General features: G+C 38.4%; 16 protein-coding genes. 5 read left to right on the plus strand and 11 right to left on the minus strand.

What is annotated here, in order from left to right:
- Positions 1-23 precede the first annotated feature (23 nt).
- The gene (locus ACM46_RS14640; protein ID WP_048507420.1) at positions 24-2,879 is read right to left on the minus strand and encodes a TonB-dependent receptor plug domain-containing protein; all 2,856 of its coding nucleotides are present in this window, start codon (positions 2,877-2,879) and stop codon (positions 24-26) included.
- Between the two features lie 235 nt (positions 2,880-3,114).
- Here ACM46_RS14640 and ggt point away from each other — a divergent pair, with 235 nt between their 5' ends.
- Both ggt and ACM46_RS14650 read left to right on the plus strand, forming a co-directional pair.
- Positions 3,115-4,803, plus strand: coding sequence for a gamma-glutamyltransferase (ggt, locus tag ACM46_RS14645; RefSeq protein WP_048507421.1), 1,689 nt, complete (start codon positions 3,115-3,117; stop codon positions 4,801-4,803).
- A gap of 184 nt (positions 4,804-4,987) precedes the next feature.
- Positions 4,988-6,268 carry a dicarboxylate/amino acid:cation symporter gene (locus ACM46_RS14650; RefSeq protein WP_048507422.1) on the plus strand — a complete coding sequence of 427 codons (1,281 nt, stop codon included), beginning with the start codon at positions 4,988-4,990 and terminating at the stop codon, positions 6,266-6,268.
- Between the two features lie 112 nt (positions 6,269-6,380).
- Here the strand turns inward: ACM46_RS14650 and ACM46_RS14655 are convergent, their stop codons facing one another.
- The 6 genes from ACM46_RS14655 to gyrB form a co-directional block, all read right to left on the minus strand.
- Positions 6,381-7,232: a diacylglycerol/lipid kinase family protein gene (locus tag ACM46_RS14655; RefSeq protein WP_048507485.1), complete on the minus strand. Its 852-nt coding sequence runs from the start codon at positions 7,230-7,232 to the stop codon at positions 6,381-6,383.
- A 44-nt stretch (positions 7,233-7,276) separates the two neighbouring features.
- A complete protein-coding gene (locus tag ACM46_RS14660) occupies positions 7,277-8,104 on the minus strand; it encodes an RsiV family protein (protein WP_048507486.1) in 828 nt (275 codons plus the stop codon).
- 102 nt (positions 8,105-8,206) lie between these two features.
- Complete coding sequence (locus ACM46_RS14665) at positions 8,207-10,141, minus strand: transglutaminase-like domain-containing protein (RefSeq protein WP_048507423.1); 1,935 nt, start codon at positions 10,139-10,141, stop codon at positions 8,207-8,209.
- 6 nt (positions 10,142-10,147) lie between these two features.
- On the minus strand, positions 10,148-12,037 hold the full coding sequence (locus tag ACM46_RS14670; protein ID WP_241486021.1) for a DUF3857 domain-containing protein: 1,890 nt from the start codon (positions 12,035-12,037) through the stop codon (positions 10,148-10,150).
- A 255-nt stretch (positions 12,038-12,292) separates the two neighbouring features.
- Positions 12,293-12,718 (minus strand): DUF5684 domain-containing protein, encoded by a 426-nt coding sequence (locus ACM46_RS14675; protein WP_048507488.1) that lies wholly within the window; start codon positions 12,716-12,718, stop codon positions 12,293-12,295.
- An 83-nt stretch (positions 12,719-12,801) separates the two neighbouring features.
- Entirely contained in the window at positions 12,802-14,736 is a 1,935-nt protein-coding gene (gene gyrB / locus ACM46_RS14680; protein ID WP_048507424.1) for a DNA topoisomerase (ATP-hydrolyzing) subunit B, read from the minus strand.
- 231 nt (positions 14,737-14,967) lie between these two features.
- Here gyrB and ACM46_RS14685 point away from each other — a divergent pair, with 231 nt between their 5' ends.
- Together ACM46_RS14685 and ACM46_RS14690 are read left to right on the plus strand one after the other, a co-directional pair.
- On the plus strand, positions 14,968-16,311 hold the full coding sequence (locus ACM46_RS14685) for a cytochrome ubiquinol oxidase subunit I (RefSeq protein ID WP_048507425.1): 1,344 nt from the start codon (positions 14,968-14,970) through the stop codon (positions 16,309-16,311).
- The gene (locus tag ACM46_RS14690; protein ID WP_048507426.1) at positions 16,308-17,312 is read left to right on the plus strand and encodes a cytochrome d ubiquinol oxidase subunit II; all 1,005 of its coding nucleotides are present in this window, start codon (positions 16,308-16,310) and stop codon (positions 17,310-17,312) included. The genes ACM46_RS14685 and ACM46_RS14690 overlap by 4 nt, the downstream gene beginning before the upstream one ends.
- A gap of 77 nt (positions 17,313-17,389) precedes the next feature.
- Here the strand turns inward: ACM46_RS14690 and lysS are convergent, their stop codons facing one another.
- The 4 genes from lysS to ACM46_RS14710 form a co-directional block, all read right to left on the minus strand.
- Positions 17,390-19,084 (minus strand): lysine--tRNA ligase, encoded by a 1,695-nt coding sequence (gene lysS / locus ACM46_RS14695; RefSeq protein WP_048507427.1) that lies wholly within the window; start codon positions 19,082-19,084, stop codon positions 17,390-17,392.
- A 235-nt stretch (positions 19,085-19,319) separates the two neighbouring features.
- Positions 19,320-20,246 (minus strand): 23S rRNA (adenine(1618)-N(6))-methyltransferase RlmF, encoded by a 927-nt coding sequence (rlmF, locus tag ACM46_RS14700; protein ID WP_048507428.1) that lies wholly within the window; start codon positions 20,244-20,246, stop codon positions 19,320-19,322.
- Positions 20,247-20,248: 2 nt separating this feature from the next.
- Positions 20,249-20,623 carry a c-type cytochrome gene (locus ACM46_RS14705; protein ID WP_048507429.1) on the minus strand — a complete coding sequence of 125 codons (375 nt, stop codon included), beginning with the start codon at positions 20,621-20,623 and terminating at the stop codon, positions 20,249-20,251.
- Positions 20,623-20,847, minus strand: a complete 225-nt coding sequence (locus ACM46_RS14710; protein WP_048507430.1) for a hypothetical protein — start codon at positions 20,845-20,847, stop codon at positions 20,623-20,625. The genes ACM46_RS14705 and ACM46_RS14710 overlap by 1 nt, the downstream gene beginning before the upstream one ends.
- A 206-nt stretch (positions 20,848-21,053) precedes the next feature.
- On the opposite strand from ACM46_RS14710, the gene ACM46_RS14715 reads away from it, so the two are divergent.
- The gene (locus ACM46_RS14715; protein WP_131707599.1) at positions 21,054-21,539 is read left to right on the plus strand and encodes a hypothetical protein; all 486 of its coding nucleotides are present in this window, start codon (positions 21,054-21,056) and stop codon (positions 21,537-21,539) included.
- The last annotated feature ends 36 nt before the right edge of the window (positions 21,540-21,575 follow it).

Consider the following 21,575-nt stretch of genomic DNA (forward strand, 5'->3'; position numbering starts at 1 on the left):
TTCATAAGCCTCCAAAAAAATGATTAAAAGCTAAGATTCGCTCTTACAAAAAGAAACCGTCCATTCATCCCAAACTGAGAAGTATTTCTGGAGTAAACAAACTGGTTTTGATTGGTAAGATCCACAGGAACAGGATTCAACACGTAGGTCAAATTACCGGAACTATCCAGCGCCGGAGTCTTCACTACAGTTGGCCCGTAATTTTTATCGGGATAAATATCGAATAAATTATTAGCCCCGATTGTCAGCCTGAAGCTGTTACTAAATTTAAATCCTACAGATAAATCCGTAATCACCTTTCCTCCCCAAACAGGGTGTTCCGTAGCAACTGCCTGCCCGTTGATGATTTCACCGCTTATAATGCCGTCTCCATTAGCATCCATCGCGTTAGGATCGGTAACTTTTCCGAAATAGACATTCCTTAAAAGAATACTGAACCTACTGATCTCCAAAGCATTATTAAGAGAAGCCTTAAACCTCGGAACAGCCTCTTCAAGATATATTCTGCTAGATTCTGAGTAATAACGGTTAATTTGTCCAGCCTTGATCAAAGCATCCGAACCATGAATATCTCCTACTCTATTCGTTCTGGATACCGTAACCGCCAAATCTGAATTTAAAGAGAATTTCTCAGAGAGTTTAGCCCGGTGAGAAATTACACCTTCCAAACCTTTGGTCTGGGTATCAATGGCATTGGCGAAAAATGTAGCAGCATTGGCATTGGCCTGGTCAAAAAGGACCTGAAGGTTTCTTTCCGGAGTTCCATCCGCATAGTTCCCAGAAGGTCTGGAAAACTGATCGGTAAGAACTACCCTATTTTTGATTTTAATATAATATCCGTCAACGGTAAAAGTAAGATTAGCACTAGGAATTTTCGCTGTAAATCCTGCGGAAAAACTTGCTGACTCTTCCTGCTTCAACTGTGGAATTCCTAGAAGTCTCGCTGCCTCGGAATCATTTGAAAATGTACCCACTTCGAATGCTGTACCTCCTACAAACTGGGTAGCCGTAGCATTGAAATAAATCTGCTGCAAAGAAGGAGCTCTAAACCCTGTTGAATGGGCCGCTCTCAAATTAATCTGGTCCGTCAGTTTATACCGCGTAGCTATTTTATAATTGAAAGTAGACCCAAAATCTGAATAATTCTCATACCGTAGCGCCGCACTTACAAGCCATTTATCGGTAACATCCAACTCTGTATCTACATAGGCAGCCACGGACTGTCTTCCTTTATTTAAAGCATTTTCAGGTCTGAATCCGGGAAACACCTGTGATCCTCCCGGTCTTGTATTTCCAAAGAAGTCTGTAGGTTTTAAAGCGCCAGCTGTTGTTGGCGTCTGGATTCTTCCATTAATATCATAAAGCGCCCATGAAGCTTCTTCTCCATTGGCAATTTTATATCGTTCAAATCTGGCTTCCCCACCAAAAGCCACGTTAAAACCTTTCAGCCAGTCGATTTTCGTATCAAAATCTGCATTGATGGTATTTTGAGAAAAGCTCAGCCCGCCTGCATCAAATTCTGTTTTACCGGGATAAGACATGGATGCATTTGTTGTATTTTTAATGGTATAGTCAAAAGTATTACGTCCAAAAGTATTACTGATGTCGTAGTTTATTTTTCCTAATTTTCCTTTAATTCCTCCTGCAAAAGAAAGATCAATAACATCTGAAGCTATTTCAGGCAGGAAACCGTTCGGATACAATGCAGTAGAAGTTCTGCTCTGATTGGGTCTTCTGTAAAAGCCGGCTGCATTTCCGTCTCTGTAAGAAATTCCCCCAAAAGCATACCCTTTTACCGATGATGAAAGATCAAATTCCGAGTTCATAAAAAACTGGCCGGACGTTAATTTGGACTGTCCCACTCTCATATTAAAATCGTCCCGCGTGAGCTTTCTATAAGCCAGCTCATTTTCAGTAACATCATTTTTCAATAAATTCTGTAGCTGGGAAATCGTATTGGCGGCCTGAATATCAGCCTGCTGCTGTGCCGTAAAATATCCGACATTAGGCGCAAACTGATGAATAAGGTTGATGATCTGCTGTTGATTGGAAGTAGTATTGATATTTCCGTACAGTGAAGATATATTCACACCACTTTCCAAAGCTCTCTGTTCAATTGCGTTATAGCCATTAAAAATATCTCCGGTCGCTGCCTGAGCTCTTCTCGTATCGTCTCTGCTCAGTAAACTCCCCGTAAAATTGATAAATCCGTTGGTTCCGATTTTCGTTCCATAATTAAGATCTACCTGATATTTTCCGCCATCCCATCCTCCATGATGATCATTTGCTCCTTTTGAATTAAAAGCACCCGCTGTAATAGCGGCAGTAAATGCATTGGTATTTTTTTTCATGATCACATTGATCACTCCGGCGATAGCATCAGAACCGTATTGGGCGGAAGCTCCGTCTCTGAGCACTTCCAGTCTTTCAATCGCAAAGGCAGGAATAGCGTTCAGATCCGTACCCACAGAACCTCTTCCCGGTGATCCGTTGATATTGACCAAAGAAGAAGTATGCCTTCTTTTTCCGTTCAGAAGCACCAGAACCTGATCCGGACCCAGCCCCCTTAATTGAGCGGGATCCACATGATCTGTCCCGTCTGCCACCGTAGTTGAGTTGGAAGTAAAGGAAGGAGCCGCATAATTCAAAATTTGATTAAGATCTGTCTGCGGACTCAAAACTGACTGGGAACCAATATTAATAACATCTACCGGAACCGGAGTATCAGTAGCTACTCTGGCTTTGTTCCTTGAGCCAATCGTAATTTTCACTTCATCTACCTGATTTGTTTTTAATGAATCTTTGGTTTGTGCTGCCACATTTGCAGAAATAAAAAACAAGGCGCCTAACAGAACAATTTTTTGATTATTTTTTTTCATATGTATTATTTATTCAAAAATAGCAATTAACATATCAAAAACACAATAAAAATAATATTGTTTTAAAAATAAAACACAAAATAGCATGTTTTACACAATACTCAATAATATAATTTATTTTTTAAACATAAACTCAATCTATCTGCATTCTTTGATTACTATGATAGATACAAACTCCTGTCAAATACAGATATTTTATTTAAAAATTATCTACTTTTGCCCTAAACATAATCTTATGAAGAGAGTATTTCTGGCTGTCGTGTTGATGGCATTTCATTTTTCACCTGCTCAGTTTACAGGTTTTAATATTATAAAAGAGGTCAAAGTAAAGAATAAAGGAGTTGTGGTATCTGCCCATCCTCTCGCCAGTGAAGCCGGTGCAGAAATTATGAAAATGGGTGGAAATGCCTATGATGCTGTTGTAGCGACACAATATGCACTTGCTGTAGTGTATCCTCAGGCCGGAAATATTGGTGGTGGCGGGTTTTTAGTAGGCGTAAAAAATAATGGTGAAAAATTCACGCTGGATTACAGAGAAACAGCACCGAAGAAAGCGTCAAGAGATATGTACGTCGACAAAAACGGAAAAGCCAACACAGATCTTTCCCAATATGGAAGACTTGCAGTAGGTATACCGGGAAGTATTGCCGGTTTTTTCGCTACGTTAAAACACTGTAATCTTCCGATGGACAAAATCATCCAGCCGGCTATTGATCTGGCGGAAAAAGGATTTGCCATTACTGAAATGGAAGCTGATATGCTGAACACGCATAAAGAAAAATTCCTGGCTCATAATAAATCTGCTATTGCTTTCGTAAAACATACTCCCTGGAAAGCAGGTGATATTTTGGTACAGAAAGAACTGGCTGCAACCCTGAAACTCATCCAGAAAATGGGAGCAAAAGGATTCTATGAAGGAAAAACAGCTGATCTTATGGTAGCCGAAATGAAAAAGGGCAATGGAATCATTACACTGGAAGATCTTAAAAATTATAAAGCTGCAGAAAGAAAACCTCTGGAGTTCGATTATAAAGGAAACCGCGTAGTTACCATGCCTCTCCCATCAAGCGGCGGTGTATTGCTTGCCCAAATGCTGACCATGGCAGGCTACGAAAACCTTGAAAAATACCAGCAGAACTCTACCGAAGCGGTACAAATCATGACAGAAGCAGAAAGAAGAGCTTATGCAGACAGAGCAGAATATATGGGTGATCCTGATTTTATTGAGGACAAAACAACCTATCTTACCTCGGATGCTTATTTAAAAAATCGATGGAAAAGTTTCAGTTTCAGCAAAGCAACTCCAAGTTCGGAAGTGGGAAAAATCATCAGCCAGCCGAATGAATCTACACAGACCACTCATATTTCGGTGATAGATAAAGACGGAAATACTGCCTCTGTAACCACTACCCTTAACGGATATTACGGAAGTAAAGTCGTTGTTTCAGGAGCCGGATTCTTTTTAAATAATGAAATGGATGATTTCTCCATTAAGCCAGGCGTTCCTAATATGTTTGGTGCGGTAGGCGGAGAAGCGAATTCTATACAGCCCAATAAAAGAATGCTTTCTTCCATGACTCCTACGATTCTGCTTAAAAACGGAAAACCTTACATGGTTGTAGGAACTCCCGGAGGAACCACCATCCCTACTTCCGTATATCAGTCTATTGTAAATGTGGTAGATTTTAAACTGAATGCAAATATCTCCGTGAATGCGCCTAAGTTTCATCACCAGTGGCTTCCAGAAAAAATTACAGTGGAAAACAATTTCCCTGAAAGCACAATCTCTGCTTTGAAAAGCAAAAATTACGTGATTGAAAAAATAAAATACATCGGAAAAACAGAACTGATTCTGATGGATGATAACGGAAACATTCATGCTGTGGCAGACGGCCGCGGGGATGATTCTGTTGCTGTAGAATAGAAGTCAGGAAGCTAGAGACTGGAAGAAGGATTACCGGAAAGGAGCGGTAAAAATGAAGCTGGAAGTTAGAAGCTGCAAGAGGGAGGTTATTGAAACCCAGGCTCAGATTAATTTAACTGACTTTCGTCATGTTTTAAGATAAAAATTCTTAATTTTCCATCTTCAAAACATAAAAAAGAACTCTTTGAAAGCGAAAAAAATCTACAATCAGCTTTATTTCCAAGTGATTATTGCCATAGCGGCCGGTATACTTTTAGGAAGGTTTTATCCTGAATTGGGTGAAAAAATGAAACCGCTTGGAGACGGATTTATTAAACTGGTAAAAATGATCATCGCTCCGGTGATTTTCATTACCCTGACCTTAGGAATTGCTCATATGACCGATCTGAAAAAGGTAGGCCGTATCGCAGTAAAGGCAATGATTTACTTCTTTACTTTTTCCACGCTGGCATTAATTATCGGTCTGATTGTAGGGAATCTCTTACAGCCCGGTCATGGTTTAAATATTGATCCGGCAAGCCTATCCGGTGACGTATCCCAGTATCAGCAAAAAGCTCACGATTCAACCCTGACAGGTTTTATCATGAATATCATTCCAGAAACGCTTTTCAGTCCGCTGGTGGGTGAAAATATACTTCAGGTTCTTTTGGTTGCCATTTTAATGGGTGTAGCCCTGGTTTTAACCAAAGAAAAAAGCCAGAAAGTAACCGATTTCCTACAGGATCTGTCTACTCCGGTCTTTAAGATTGTTCATATGCTGATGAAACTGGCTCCCATCGGGGCCTTTGGTGCCATGGCTTTTACCATTGGAAAATACGGACTTCATTCCGTTCTGAATCTGATATTTTTAGTAGGTACATTCTATATCACTTCTTTTCTTTTTGTGGTACTGATTTTGGGAGCAGTTGCCTGGTACAACGGATTCAGTATTTTTAAACTGATGTTTTATCTTAAAGAGGAACTTCTGTTGGTTTTAGGAACAAGTTCTTCGGAATCGGCACTTCCCGGGATTATGGAAAAGCTGGAAAAAGCGGGTTGTTCAAGAGCTATTGTAGGACTCGTAGTTCCGACCGGATATTCTTTTAATCTGGACGGAACGAACATTTATATGACGCTGGCTTCTCTTTTTATCGCTCAGGCACTGAATATTCATCTTCCGCTGGAAAAACAGCTGATGCTTCTTCTGGTGGCAATGTTAAGTTCAAAAGGAGCCGCAGGTGTAACCGGAGCCGGATTTGTGACCTTAGCTGCCACACTGGCCGTTGTTCCTGAAATCCCGATTGCAGGAATGACTTTGATTCTGGGAATTGACAAGTTTATGAGTGAGTGCAGAGCTTTAACCAACGTGATTGGGAATTCCGTAGCGACTGTTGTGGTAGCAAATTGGGAAAAGCAACTAGATAAAAAACAACTGCAATATTGTCTGGATCATCCGGCTGAAATTGAAAAGAAACTGGAAGTTTGATGATTTCCAACAATAGCAGAGTAAAAAAACACCATTACAACACATTAAAAATCAACAAACTAGCATCAAATTCTTTTTTTTTAGATATTATCAAAAGTAACGCAACCTCAACTTACACTAATATATTCAGGCTGGCAGGTAAAACTTTCACATGGATCGGTGATTTTATTTTATTAAACTCACCGTCAAGATGCCAGTTTTTGGTATTGACTTTAAATGAAATTTCTGAAACAGGAAGGTAAGTAACATACTCATCATCCTTCAGTCTTTTTGTAAACATTCTGAACGCAAAAAGTGCCGAATAGGTCAGCGGAAACTTTTTCACAAGAACCATATCTACCAAACCATCACTTTTACTTGCCTGGGGAGCAATATAAGCCTTATTTCCAAACTGGCGGGTATTGGCAATGTTCAGCATCAGGTATTTTCCATTGTATTGCTGGTAGGCTTCATCAAAAAACTTCACCTTGATCGGTTTATAATTGAAAAAGGTTTTCAGTGAAACTTTAATGTAATTTTTGAATCCGCGGCTTGTTTTCTCGAATTCTTTCACCACTTTTCCGTCAAAACCAGTTCCTGAAACATTGATGGAAAGTTGATCATTGACTGTGAAAGTATCTATTTTCCTGGATGATCTGGCTTTAATTTTTTCCAAAAGCTCATCGAGGTTTTTGTTGAATTTAGTTTCATTCGAAAAACCATTCCCCGATCCCGCCGGAAATATGGCAAGAATTTTATCGGTATGAATCAGGTTTCTGGCCACTGTTGAAATGGTTCCGTCGCCTCCGATGGCCACAAAAATATCCACTTTATCAAAACGCTCCTGAATAAATTCATCGGTCCCCGCTATAGAGTCCGAGATATAATATGAAGGGCGATCCACCTTCTTTTTTAACTCGTCGAGAAAAGGCTGGTAATTCTTTTTCGCCGAAAAAGGATTAATAATAAAAGCTACTTTTTCCATTACCGCAAAAATAGAAAATGCTTCCAAATCCGGAAGCATTAATTTTACTTTATTTTCATTCTTTCTTTAAATTCGGTATTCAGGGTTCCTTTCAGTTCTTCCCATGAAACCGGAATAACGATATCTCCTGCCGCAAAAGCCGCAATTTCATATGGACTGTAGTGGAAGTAAAGGTTTTTCTCATCAAAATAAAAATTATCTGTAGCCGGAATGGTTTCCACCAAAAGCATTTCGGAATTTTTCACTTCTCCTTCACTATCGGTAGTCCCGCTTTTCACTTTATTGATATTCTTCATTAATAAGGTTTCAATCTTAGCTTTTGGCATGGATGTAATGTCTTTAAGCTCCAGCTTCCTGTTGTTTTTAAGATCAAAGACTCTTTCCGAAAATCCATAATTATCGTGAGCTCCGCCTTCATAAGCACTCTGTACATATTCTATATGCATATAATCGTTGGCAGTAGAGATCAGATTCATATGGGAACTTGTATACCAGCTCTGCGCATATGAAATACCGGAAATCCAGTCCTTACTGTCACTTTTCACAGATCTGAAGTAGGCATTTTTTTCGGAATCCAGATAGGCTTCCAGTCCTTTTTTAGAAAAATCTTTGATACCCTGATCATGAAAATAGATGCTGTCCAGCAGTTTTTTATCTTTAAGAGTCGGGAAAACAAGCAGCTTAGAAGTGAAGCTCACCGTTAACGAATCTGCAATTTTTGATGAATCTTCTACTTTTACAGAGTCTACTGTCCATTTCTCAGGCTGGGTTATTTCTGTTTTACCGGAAGGGGCTGCTGTCTTTTCTCCTTTTTTACATGCCGAAAAGACAAAGAAAGAAGATACTGCCACAGCGGCAATCATATTTTTCATAATGCTATTTTTGATTGTAAATACAAAAACCATTCAAAAAATGAATGGTTTTTATAAAATTTACTATTTTTTAATAATACAAGGTAAAAAACAGTTTTTTTATTACTTTTTGATCAGGCTAATGACCTGGTTTTCACTTTTCGAAGCGGTTTCCCAAATCTGCTTGAAGGCAGGATAATATTCTTTAGGATAATCTGGGCTGGCAATTTTCATGGTAGAAATCACCTCAAGTTTATTCCCTTTTTGCTCGGCAATATAGCTGTATTCTACTTCTTTATCCTGTGTAACGATCTTTTTACTTTTAGGCATTGCTTCTATCACATATCCTTCCGGTATTTCTAAAGTTACTTTTTTCGTTTTAGTAATGGATGAAATGAAATCAATAGGGTATTTTCGTTCTTCCGTCTGATCAAATTCATTGGAGTTTCTGCTTAAGAAAAGCATAGGATTGATGATCATCTTTTTCCCCACTCTATCAATCAGGTTATCTGAAGAGAATTTCATGGTACTTTCAAAATCTCCGTTTTCCAGAATTTTACAATCAATTCCTGTAAAATCTATTGAAAAGTTTTCTTTGTACTGCTTTTTGTATTTCTCAGCATTTTCATCGTAATTTTCTTTGGAAAACATGGCATAAGAACCGGTATCTTTATCAGAATAGGTTCCGGAAACGCTTCCGTCTTCATTAATTTTAGCTTCGGTGGTAAGATAATTAAAGCTGGTTGTGGTATTCGCCATCTGCATTAAACTCGCTTTATCTTTTGCCATAAGAATTCCATACTGATTCCAGTCTCTTGGAGGAAGATTATTCATTGAAGACTGTTTTGAGGTAGCATCATACAAATTAAAGCCGTCTTTTATTTTAACGGCAGCAACGACAAAATTCATGCTTACGATACTTGGAGACACCATATTGATCAAACCGTTATCAACAGTAGAGATCACAAGTGGTTCTGCCTTTAATCCTGCCTCTCTGAGCATCATCACAAGGAAAAGATTGATTTCCGCCGCATTTCCTGTTTTGGTTTCTATGAGCTTTTTGATTCCTTCTTCGGTGTAAATTCCCCTGTCTTTGTTCCATGTAAATGTATTTTTTACATAATTAAAGATGGCATCTGCTTTTTCAGCATCTGAACTCAATCCAGCTACCGCTGCAGGCATATTTTCTTTAGCCAGTTTCGATTTCCTCAGCTCTACTCCGAAATCTTCATCTTTATAAAGCTTTTCTTTTATTTCTTCCCAGGAAGAGGAATGCATTTTAAGCTGTCCGAAGTTAGAGGAATGAAGCTCTGCGCTTACTTTTGTACGGTAATTTCTGTCGTTTTTAACAAATTTCTCGGTTTTGAATCCTTTCAGATTTTCATACGCGAATCTGTAGGTCTTGAAAGGCATTCCATACATATTTTTCTCCTCTATCATTCTGTATTTGGGAAGCAGCGAACCTGTATAGTTCACGTTGTAAGCTATATAAGTAGGCGCATCCAGAACGTATTCGGTATATAAAGACGGGGTGTCGGATTCTATCAAAATCTCGGGTACAGCGTATAAAAACGGAGACAGCACTTCGTACTGGTATTCTATAACGGAACCATTTTTCACATTGGGAAATGCAAATTTGGTAATAGTGGTATATTTACTTTCTTTACTTTTATATTTTGAACTTTTATCAACTTTTGTAGGTGCTGCCACGCCATTTTCAAGGTTGTATACAAAAGCTTTCATTTTATTCAATACCTCTTCATCTCCTTTTGAGTTTTTGTGCAGAGGGATTTCAAGATTCAACCAGTCTTCTGCTTTATCTTTATCGTAGACTTTTATTCTGTAAAAAACTTTTTTTCTCAGATCACCTGAAGAAGTGTCAACTCCGAAATGCACCGATTTATATAAGATCTCAACTGGTGCATTTTCATCCAGTGTTGATTTTGTTTTCGTAAGATCCGCATTGTCAAATTTCGGAGGATCCAGAAATTCGTGCTTCTGACCATTTACACAGATCAAAATTCCGGAGCAGAAGGCTGTTAAAAATATTCTTTTCATGTTTTTTTAAATCTTGGTTAATAAGATTTTAGAATTGTCTCCGTTTAACGCTTTTTTCCGGAAACTTACGTAATCATTGTATTTCTCTTTAGGAAAAATTCCTTTGTTGATTTTAATCAAACGGGTCACTTTCAGCGTCTCATTATTTTTCACAATATTGAGTTTGTAGGTCCCGAATTCGGAATTAACGGTTATATTTTGTGGAACTTCATCAATTTTATAATTCGCAGGAATGATAAAATTAATTTCATAATCATCTTCATAAGACTGTCCTATTTCAAATGGAAGCTCTCTGTTTTCGTCAGATTTGTAATAATTGTTACTGAAAATAGGTACTGCTCTGAAGATTAAATTGGCACCTGTATTTTTAGAATAATTATTGGCTTTAAAATCCATTTTGAATTTTACCTCTGCATTATCTTTATCATTAACGAAATCCGACATTTCTATTTTTTCAAAATTCAGCACGTCAAACTTCTTTTTCATGGCATCTACTCTATCTTTTGGAGACAGATAAGTATACCTCATATTGTTGTCGTACTGGCTTCCTTTGTAAGCAAACTGAACTTCTCCTTTAATGCTGTTGTCTTCTGCAATATTAATTTTCAGGATCTGTTTTTCACTGTTTTGCTCTGCGGTGTATGCCGGCGTATTGATAAGCTCTATCCCTTTTTTGGTAACGGCAAGAACATTTCTGTCTGTAGTACTGGATCCTAAATGATTAAAAGCGGTCTGCTGTGATGTATTTTCCAGCCAGATGTTTCCTTTTTCAGTCGGAACCATCAGAATGGCGTGGTTTCCTCCCATAGATGGAAAGTCCGGATCAAAAGAAACCTCGGATGAACTCGCATTGATAACACAGTAATGGGATGGAATTCCGGCCTCATTCAGCAGCGTTTTCATATAATTGGTAAGTCCTTTACAGTCTCCATAGCCTTTTTTATGAACTTCTTCCGGCAGCATGGGAAGCCACCCTCCAATTCCAAGACCCACAAATATATACCTTGTCTTCGTCTGCATATACTGATACAGCTTTTTTACCTTGTCTTCCGTAGAGCCTTCCAGTTTCAAAGCAGCTACTTCAGCTTTGATGGCCGGTGTAGAAACAGAAACGGGTTCTACCAGATTGTTGTAATACCAGGTTCCGAAATCTGTCCAGTTATTCAAAGTTCCCTGCTTGCCTTCCAGATTGAATTTGGCCAAAGCAAAACTTACTTTGGGTAGTATTTTTTCAGGTTCCGGCAACATCAGAACATCATCAATAGCCGGGACATTCCTGTAAGAATAGGTTTTCTCATTACCGTTATCTGTTACGGTAACCGAAGCATAATTGTATTTCGAAGGATATGTTTTCGTTCTCAGATCAATTCCTGATTTATTGATCACTTTGAACTGAGCTTCTTCCAACGATGTATTCGGAGAGGAAAATGGTAAAAATTCGGGGATGAAAATTGTATTTTCATTGGTAATCTGGTAAGAAAAATCAATAGTATAAGGATAATAAGCGGAGGTATAGGACAGCGCTAAAACCCTGTTATCAGAATAAAATACGCCTTGCGAATTGTTGGCAAAATCTCCGAAATCAGATTTTGAAAAGCTTTTCACTTTTTTCCCGGATTCATCATAAATAGTAACTTTCACATCAGAAACATTATCTCCTTTTTCGTAAGGGATATAGATTTGTGCTTTAGAATCACCATCTTTATTTAAAACCGTAGTTACGGTATTATACTGATATTTTATTTCATCAATTTTATTAATCTGAGCCGTTGTAAAATCTTTTCTGATCACTACATTGGCATTTTTCTTTAAATTTTCCGGAATGGCAGAAACCGGATAGGTTTGTGCAAAATATATTGAGGCTGTGGACAGCGCTCCTATAATCAAAATTTTCATCATGGTCATTATAACTGAGCAAAAATAATAAAATCTTAATAAATGTTAAATTTTTATTTTAACACAAATAGCAACACAACACTAAATCATTCATTATCAACAAGTAATATATTTAATTATTTTAACAAATTATCGTTTAAAACAAGGATTCTTTTATGTTTTCAGCAAAATTACCCACAAAAATATTTCATGATATTATAAAATTGAGCAAAAAAAAGACCCCATTTCTGGAGTCTTTTAATATTTTTTTAGTGACTACTGATCATTTGGAATTCTGTTGCTGTCATACTTATCATTGCTGAAAGCAAGTACCGGCACGAAAATAAACCCAAAGAAGAAAAGAAGAATGGTATACACCGGAGTTTCTTTTCCGAAGGCTTTTGCCAATCTGTCATTCACTACCCATGAAGCAAATAAGTTCACAAAAGGAATCAGGAATAAGATGATCCACCAAATGGGTTTCTTCACGATATCCAGAAGTACAATGATATTATACACCGGGACAAAAGCAGCCCACGCATCTTCTCTTCCGGCTTTCTGAAATATTTTGTACATACAGTAGCCATAGAATATGTAAATTAATAATCCGAAGATCATGGTGCCCATTCCCAGTCCTGCAGCTGCCGCACCAGACATTGCATCTACCCCTTCATAAGGGTCTGTTTGTAAAAGAGTTAACATATTGTTATTTTTATTGGTTTTCACCAAATATAAAAAAAGCTTCTAATAACTAGAAGCTTTTTTTAATATATTTTCAATAACAATTATGCATCAATCTTTGCATATTTTGCATTTTTCTCGATAAACTCTCTTCTCGGTGGAACTTCATCCCCCATCAACATTGAGAATATACTGTCAGCCTCCACTGCATTATCTATCGTTACCTGCTTTAAAATTCGGTGTTCCGGATTAAGGGTAGTTTCCCAAAGCTGCTCAGGATTCATCTCCCCAAGACCCTTATAACGCTGAACCTCTACACCTTTTCCGTCCGGAGCCATTTCCAAAGTAAATTCTTCACGCTCTTTCTCGTTGTAAGCATAGATCTTTTTGTTCCCTTTCTTTAATAAATATAAAGGAGGTTGCGCAATATAAATATACCCGTTTTCAATAAGTTCCTTCATAAATCTGAAGAAGAAAGTAAGAATCAGGGTAGAAATGTGAGATCCGTCAATATCTGCATCGGTCATGATTACGATTTTATGATATCTCAGTTTTGCCATATTTAAGGCCTTGCTGTCTTCTTCTGTTCCTACAGAAACTCCAAGAGCGGTATAGATATTTTTAATTTCTTCGTTGTCATATACTTTATGAAGCATTGATTTTTCAACGTTCAGGATCTTACCTCTTAACGGTAAAATAGCCTGGAAATGTCTGTCTCTTCCCTGTTTAGCGGTTCCACCTGCGGAATCTCCCTCTACCAGGAACAATTCAGATTCTGCCGGATCTTTGGAAGAACAGTCGGATAATTTCCCAGGAAGTCCGGAACCTCCCATAGGAGATTTTCTCTGAACCATTTCACGGGCTTTTTTAGCAGCCTGTCTTGCTTTTGCTGCTAAAACTACTTTCTGAACGATGGTTTTAGCCTCATTTGGGTTTTCTTCCAGGAAGTTCGTAAGCATTTCTCCTACAATTTTATCTACAGCCCCGGAAACTTCAGAGTTTCCTAGTTTTGTTTTGGTCTGTCCTTCAAACTGAGGTTCCATTACTTTTACAGAAACCACGGCAGTTAATCCTTCACGGAAGTCATCACCGGTAATTTCTACTTTCTCTTTTGCCGGAATTCCAAGATCGTCGGCATACTTTTTCAGGGTTCTTGTCAAAGCACGTCTGAAACCTGCAAGGTGAGTTCCCCCTTCATGAGTATTGATATTATTAACGTAAGAGTGCAGGTTTTCGCTGAATGACGTATTGTAACGCATCGCTACTTCTACAGGAATATCATCTCTTTCCGCTTCCATGAAGATCACATTCTCCATGATAGACTCTCTGTTTCCGTCGATATATTCTACAAATTCTTTAAGACCTCCTTCAGAATGGAAAATTTCCATCGCAAAAGATCCGTCTTCATTTTCAACTCTTTCATCTACCAGAGTGATGGTAATTCCTTTATTAAGAAAAGCAAGTTCACGCAATCTTGTTGCAAGGGTATCATAGTTGTATACCAGTTCCTGAAAGATAGTCCCGTCCGGCTGGAAGAAAACTTCTGTTCCTCTCTCCGTGGTCGTTCCTATTTCAGCAACTTCTCCAAGTGCTTTTCCTTCTGAATATTTCTGCTGGTACAATTTCCCTTCACGGCTTACTGTAGCTATTAATAGAGTAGAAAGTGCATTCACACAGGAAACCCCTACTCCGTGAAGACCTCCGGATACTTTATAAGAATCTTTATCGAATTTTCCTCCTGCTCCGATTTTAGTCATTACAACCTCAAGAGCAGATTTTTGTTCTTTTTCGTGGAAATCTACGGGAATCCCTCTACCGTTATCTTTTACAGAGATTGCATCTCCTTTATGAATTCTTACTAAAATAGTATCACAATGCCCTGCCAAAGCCTCGTCAATAGAGTTATCTACTACTTCATAAACCAAATGATGAAGACCTCTTACCCCTACATCTCCAATGTACATTGATGGTCTTAGTCGAACGTGTTCCATCCCTTCTAAGGCCTGGATACTGCTAGCTGTATATTGTTTTTGACTCATATAAAATTAATAATTTTGCCTAATGCAAAGACCTACAAATATCGTGATTTTTTTCGACTTATGAAAGTTAAAATATGTCAAAAAAGTCCATTGTTTTTAACGAAAAAAAGAGAACCCCGTTTTGTCTAAAAAACTTTAAAGTTATTACCTATTTCCCAAACTTCAACTGCATTAAATCATATTATACATCCATAATTTATCCTTAAATTTATTTACTCAAAAGTTGATTATATGGATGATTTTATAGCAGCCCGGGCGCAGATGGCTCTCTCGCTGGGCTTTCATATCATTTTTGCCTGTGTGGGAATGGTGATGCCCTTCCTGATGGCCTTTGCACACTGGAAATACCTGAAAACCAAAAACGAAGTATACAAAGGGCTTACCAAAGCCTGGAGCAAAGGAGTTGCCATACTTTTTGCCACAGGAGCCGTTTCAGGAACCATGCTTTCTTTTGAACTGGGATTGTTGTGGCCGGGATTTATGAAACATGCCGGGCCAATTTTCGGAATGCCGTTTTCTCTTGAGGGAACTGCGTTTTTTATTGAAGCCATTGCCATAGGTTTCTTTTTATATGGTTGGGAAAAATTTAATAAATGGTTTCATTGGTTCTGTGGATTTTTGGTAGGATTAAGTGGACTGGCTTCCGGAATTCTTGTCGTAGCTGCCAATGCCTGGATGAATTCACCGGCCGGTTTTGACTATATCAACGGGCAATATGTCAATATAGATCCTATTAAAGCCATGTTTAACGATGCCTGGTTTCCTCAGGCCCTGCATATGACCGTTGCAGCTTTCTGTGCTACCGGATTCGCGGTTGCCGGAGTTCATGCCTTCTTAATTATGAAAGGAAAGAATGTGGAATTCCATACAAAAGCGTTCAGAATTGCAGCCGGATTTGCCTTAATCGGAGCATTCGGAGCACCTTTGAGCGGTGATGTCGCGGCCAAATCTGTTGCCGAAAGACAGCCCATTAAACTCGCCGCGATGGAAGCTCATTTTGAAACTGAAAAAGGAGCTCCTTTTGTCATAGGCGGAATACCTGATGAAGAAAAAGGAGAAGTGAAATATGCCGTTAAGATTCCAAAAGTATTAAGCTTTCTGGTTAGCAACGATTTCAATCATGAAGTAAAAGGATTAAATGATTTCCCGAGAGACGAATGGCCGCCTGTAGCTGTGGTGCACTACGCTTTTCAAATCATGATTTTCTTCGGGGTTGTGATGATATGCATCGGAGGAGTTTACCTCTATGCCTTCTTTTTCAGAAAGGAATGGCTGGAAAAAAACTGGCTTCTGAAAACATTTCTTTTTGCAACTCCTTTCGGATATATCGCTCTGGAAGCGGGATGGACGGTTACTGAAGTAGGAAGACAACCCTGGATTATCTACGGAATTATGAAAACCGCTGATGCCGTAACGCCTATGCCCGGAATCCAGTATTCTTTTTACTTTTTCACGGCCATTTTCGTATCCTTATCTCTGATCATTATTTTCCTTCTGAGAAGACAGATCAAGATGGTACCGAAACTATACGACCCTACAGACCCTCAGTTTAACGATAAAAACAAAAAATCATGATCTACGTTGTTATAGGTTTTCTATGGCTTTCTATCTGCCTCTACATCATTTTGGGCGGGGCTGATTTCGGAGCCGGTATTGTTGAACTTTTCACCCATAAAAAAGCCCGGCATAAGACAAAGGAGATTATGTATGAATCTATTGCTCCTGTATGGGAGGCCAATCATATGTGGCTTATTATTGCTATTGTTATCCTTTTTGTAGGGTTTCCCGAAATTTACACCACCCTTTCTACCTATCTCCATATCCCTCTGGTTCTAATGCTTTTGGGAATTATTGCAAGAGGTACGGCTTTTACCTTCAGACATTATGATGCAGTGAAAGACAATATGCAGGTGGTATACACCCAGGTATTTTATTATGCCAGTTTATTGACCCCGTTTTTCTTAGGATTAATCGCGGCCGCGACAGTTTCTCATTCTATCAATCCTGATGCCGTCGGATTTTTAGACCTGTATATTTTCAGCTGGCTGAATTGGTTCGGCGTGTCCGTAGGCCTTTTCACAGTGGCTCTTTGCGCTTATATGGCTTCAATTTTTTCTTTAAGAGAAACTAAAGATAAAGCTGACCTTACCCTGATGATCAAAAAATCCAAACAGACGATGGTTTTCGTGGTCATAACGGGAATTTTGGTGTTTTTAACGGCTTATATTTCTGATATCCCTCTTCTGATGTGGGTATTTTCAAAACCATTGGGTATTATGGCGATTTTCTTTGCTACTATTGCCTTAGGTTTGATTCTACGTGCTATGAACCAGCGGAAACTGCTTCCGGTACGCGCACTGGCAGGATTCCAAATGGTGATGATCCTTGTCGCAGCTACTTACCAGCACAATCCTGATATTATTCTGCTTGGAAACGGACAGCATCTTTCCCTTCTGGCGCATATGGCTCCTCCGAAAACAATAGCTGCTTTAGGCTGGGCTTTGATGCTTGGTTCTTTGTTTATCCTGCCGTTTTTGTTTTATCTGATGGCTTCATTCAGCAGACAGAGAAAGTAAGATCTGACTAAATAGATAGAAAAAAGAAACCGGCACAGAGTGATTCTGTACCGGTTTTTATTTATTTTAAAGTAAGCTTATACGAGTTTCATCAAAAGAACCTCATCAATCTTCTCTACTTTCACCAAATTATTCTTAGTTAAAGTTTTCGAAGCTTTGTCCCATTTTTTACCGGAAAGCTGACTTTGTTGTTTCACATCGTTTAATGGAAGCTGTTCTCCTGATTTCAAAATCTCAAGAATCACTTTTTCATCTTCTCCCAATTCAACCTGAGGTACCGTTTTTTCCGGTCTCATCTGAGGAAAGAATAACACTTCCTGGATGGATGCGTTGTTCGTAAGGAACATGATCAGTCTGTCCATCCCGATTCCTAATCCGGAAGTTGGTGGCATCCCGTATTCCAATGCTCTCAGGAAGTCCTGATCAATAAACATCGCTTCATCGTCTCCTCTTTCTGACAAGGCCATCTGAGATTCGAAACGCTCTCTCTGATCAATCGGGTCATTAAGCTCGGAATATGCATTTGCGATTTCTTTACCGCAAACCATCAGCTCAAAACGCTCGGTTAAACCTTCTTTGCTTCTGTGTTTCTTCGTTAATGGAGACATTTCGATCGGATAATCTGTGATGAATGTTGGCTGAATGAAGTTTCCTTCACACTTCTCACCAAAGATCTCATCAATTAATTTTCCTTTCCCCATAGTTTCATTCACCTCAATTCCGATAGATTTAGCAAAATCAAACAATTCCTGCTCAGTTTTCCCTGTGATATCGAAACCTGTGTATTTCTGAATCGCTTCAGTCATAGAAACTCTTGGGTAAGGTGCAGTCCAGTTGATGGTATGCTCTCCGAAAGTAGATTCTGTACTTCCGTTTACCTGAGTAGCACAGAATTCCAGAAGTTTCTCTGTGAAATCCATCATCCAGTTGTAGTCTTTGTAGGCTACATAAATTTCCATCGCTGTAAATTCAGGGTTATGAGTTCTGTCCATTCCTTCGTTTCTGAAGTTTTTGGAGAATTCATAAACCCCGTCAAAACCTCCAACGATCAGTCTTTTCAGATATAATTCGTTAGCGATTCTTAAATATAATGGAATATCTAAAGCATTGTGATGCGTAATGAACGGTTTTGCAGCAGCTCCTCCCGGAATCGACTGTAAAATTGGGGTTTCCACCTCAAAATAACCAGCATCATTGAAGAAAGTTCTCATCGCATTGAACATTTTTGTTCTCTTTACGAAGATTTCTTTCACTTGCGGGTTCACCGTTAAATCTACATAACGCTGTCTGTATCTCAGTTCGGGATCTGTAAATCCGTCGTGTACTACTCCATTTTCATCAGTTTTAGCCTGGGGAAGCGGACGTAAAGCTTTGGTAAGAAGTGTAAAATTCTTCACCAAAATAGTCATCTCACCTACCTGAGTCGTGAATAAAGTTCCTTCGATACCGATAATATCTCCGATATCCAAAAGGTGTTTGTATACTTCATTATACAATTCTTTATCTTCACCCGGACAGATCTCGTCTCTGTTGAAATACACCTGAATCTTACCTTTAGAGTCCTGCAATTCAGCAAAAGAAGCCTTTCCCTGAATTCTGCGGGACATCAATCTACCAGCGATCTTCACCTGTTTATTCTCAGAAAAATCCTGTTTTATAGATTCTGTAGTATCTGTAATAGTATACTCCTCCGCAGGGAATGCATTAATTCCCATCTCAGTAAGCTTGTTCAGCTTTTCTCTTCTAATGATTTCTTGTTCTGATAATTGCATTTCTTATTTTTCTAAAAGCGTACAAATTTAGGCATTTTTAGCGATTTGTCAATTATGAATTTTGAATTTGCTTTGCAGGGAATCTATTGGTGAAGATTATCATTGAGAACTGACAGCCTAAAAACGTGAATAGTCAATGGTGAATTGGTTTCGCGGTGAATTTCTTTGTATGGATTAATATTGACCATTCACTCGCGCAGCAAAATTCACTATTGACTTGCTCACAACTCGTCCCCTAAAACCAGGCTTTCCTGTCTTTCTGAGGAACAAAGGTCCAAGCGAGCATTCTGCTTATTTTCTGTCCCTGAGCCATATCAATCGTTTTGATATCTAGTGCCTTCACTTTCTTTAAAAGAGAATTGAGCTTATACAAATTGTCTTTTTTTGAAACCAGACACGTAAACCAAAGAATCTGTGAAGAATACTGAACACTTTCCTCAATCATTTTTGAGATAAAAGCAATTTCTCCGCCTTCGCACCACAGTTCAGACTGTTGTCCCCCGAAATTAAGCAAAGGTTTTGCAGATTTTGATTTATTGATGTTTTTCGTTTTTCTAAGATTTCCTTTCAGTGCAGAAGCTTCGGAATCATGAAAAGGAGGATTACACATAGAAAATGTAAAACGGTCTCCGGATTCAATAATATTTTTAAAGATATGGTGAGAATCGCGCTGCTGTTTCAAGTGAATGACTGGTAACAGATCCGGATTGTGATCCAGAATACGCTGTGCATTTTCCAGAGATGCCTCATTGATATCTGTTCCAAGCATTTTCCAGCCGTACGATCTGTGAGCCAGTAAAGGATAAACAAGATTCGCTCCCGTCCCAATATCTAAACCCGACACGGAATTTCCCGTGGAAACCTCAGATTTATCTTCAGCTAAAAGGTCTGCAATATAATGGATGTAATCTGCCCGGCCCGGAATGGGAGGACATAGATTGGTATCGGGAATATCCCAGTTTTTGATGTTGTAAAAATGTAAAAGTAATGCCTGATTAAGCAGTTTTACCGCTTTGGGAAGACTGAAATTAATCGTTGCCGTTTGATAGGCATTTACAAAAACATAATGTTTCAGTTCTGGCACACAAGAAATAAGCTGATCAAAATCATAGGGATTACGATGCAGATTTCTTGTGTGCAGACTGGATTTTTCGGTAGACATATTTATTTTTTCTGACTCAGAATATATTCCACCATTTTTTTAGCATCTTCTTTAGATACCTGTGGATGGGCAGCCATCGGAACGCCTCCCCAAACTCCGCTTCCACCTTCTATAATCTTGGAAGCCAGCAGCTCAATATCCTTTTCAGAATACTTTTCTGCGATCTCTTTGTAAGAAGGTCCTATCATTCTCTCATTCACGGAATGGCACCCTGAACAGTCTAATGTTTCGATGATCTGATCACCTGAAAGATTAGCTTTTGCCGGCTCTGAAACAGCGGATGTTTCAGAAGACAGAGATGGTGCTTCCGTATTTTCTTTTTTAGAACAGGAAAGGATCAAAAATCCCATTGCTCCTGCCAAAAGGAATTTTTTCATTATTTTTTTGCTGCAGTAGAATCTGTTTTTGCTGCTTCAGGAGTAGCTGGTGCAGGCGTTGTTGCTGCAGCCGGAGCAGCTGTCTTAGCTGTAGAATCTACTACTGTTGGAGCGTCCGGTTCCGGCAACATCGTGTTGCTGTCCTGTAATGTATGATCCGGTTTCTTAGAACAGTTTACTACGAATAAACTTCCGATGAATGCAATTGCTAATACTTTTCTCATTATTTTTTCTATAAAATTTAGACAAAAATATAAAAAATAAACTTTGGAATTGATGACATTTTCCCATCACCAGCATTTTTCATTCCTATTTTTGATAAATTAGTTCAGTCAACATGTCATCAATGAAAAATAGTGAAGAATGGAAATCAAATAAGAAGTTTATCTGGATTTCTTTCATTTTAGGTTTTATATTCCTGTTCTTTTCAATGAAATATCTGTTCTCAGAATTACCAAATAAACAGAACATTCATGAAATAAAAGGTATTTTTAAAGAAATTAAGGTAAATAAAGAAAAAAGAGGCGGAAAAAGCCTCACAATTCATGTCAAAGAATATCCTGAAATTAATTTTATGATAGGAAGTATTGCCATAAAACAAATGTATTTCCAGAGATTTATGGCAGAAAATAAACCGGGAGATTCAGTTACATTTTTTATTGAAAAGCATGAATACAACAGAAAAATTATAAAATCAGAAACAATTCCGTTTCCGGAAAACTTTTTATCCCGGAACAATATCAGCATTGTTGAAATTCATAAAAAGAATACCAAGTATCTATCATTAAATAACTATAATGAAGCTCATCAAAATAATAATCTTTTAGCAATTCTATTTTTTGGAGGACTCGGGATATTGATGATCTGGTTAGGAATAAAAAGCATAAACTATTACAAAACAAGTCATAAGCAATAGCATTTCATTGTCTCAATCTGTTTTTATCTGGTAATT

The organism is Chryseobacterium angstadtii (genome assembly GCF_001045465.1).
Lineage (GTDB): Bacteria > Bacteroidota > Bacteroidia > Flavobacteriales > Weeksellaceae > Chryseobacterium > Chryseobacterium angstadtii.

Bases quoted from the DNA above. Each gene is read 5' to 3' on its own strand.
- ACM46_RS14665 (WP_048507423.1), bottom strand. From the start codon at position 10,141: ATGAAAAGAATATTTTTAACAGCCTTCTGCTCCGGAATTTTGATCTGT.
- ACM46_RS14670 (WP_241486021.1), bottom strand. From the start codon at position 12,037: ATGAAAATTTTGATTATAGGAGCGCTGTCCACAGCCTCAATATATTTT.
- ACM46_RS14690 (WP_048507426.1), top strand. From the start codon at position 16,308: ATGATCTACGTTGTTATAGGTTTTCTATGGCTTTCTATCTGCCTCTAC.
- ACM46_RS14655 (WP_048507485.1), bottom strand. From the start codon at position 7,232: ATGGAAAAAGTAGCTTTTATTATTAATCCTTTTTCGGCGAAAAAGAAT.
- gyrB (WP_048507424.1), bottom strand. From the start codon at position 14,736: ATGAGTCAAAAACAATATACAGCTAGCAGTATCCAGGCCTTAGAAGGG.
- lysS (WP_048507427.1), bottom strand. From the start codon at position 19,084: ATGCAATTATCAGAACAAGAAATCATTAGAAGAGAAAAGCTGAACAAG.
- ACM46_RS14705 (WP_048507429.1), bottom strand. From the start codon at position 20,623: ATGAAAAAATTCCTTTTGGCAGGAGCAATGGGATTTTTGATCCTTTCC.
- ACM46_RS14715 (WP_131707599.1), top strand. From the start codon at position 21,054: ATGAAATATCTGTTCTCAGAATTACCAAATAAACAGAACATTCATGAA.
- ACM46_RS14675 (WP_048507488.1), bottom strand. From the start codon at position 12,718: ATGTTAACTCTTTTACAAACAGACCCTTATGAAGGGGTAGATGCAATG.
- ACM46_RS14640 (WP_048507420.1), bottom strand. From the start codon at position 2,879: ATGAAAAAAAATAATCAAAAAATTGTTCTGTTAGGCGCCTTGTTTTTT.
- ggt (WP_048507421.1), top strand. From the start codon at position 3,115: ATGAAGAGAGTATTTCTGGCTGTCGTGTTGATGGCATTTCATTTTTCA.
- rlmF (WP_048507428.1), bottom strand. From the start codon at position 20,246: ATGTCTACCGAAAAATCCAGTCTGCACACAAGAAATCTGCATCGTAAT.
- ACM46_RS14710 (WP_048507430.1), bottom strand. From the start codon at position 20,847: ATGAGAAAAGTATTAGCAATTGCATTCATCGGAAGTTTATTCGTAGTA.
- ACM46_RS14660 (WP_048507486.1), bottom strand. From the start codon at position 8,104: ATGAAAAATATGATTGCCGCTGTGGCAGTATCTTCTTTCTTTGTCTTT.
- ACM46_RS14685 (WP_048507425.1), top strand. From the start codon at position 14,968: ATGGATGATTTTATAGCAGCCCGGGCGCAGATGGCTCTCTCGCTGGGC.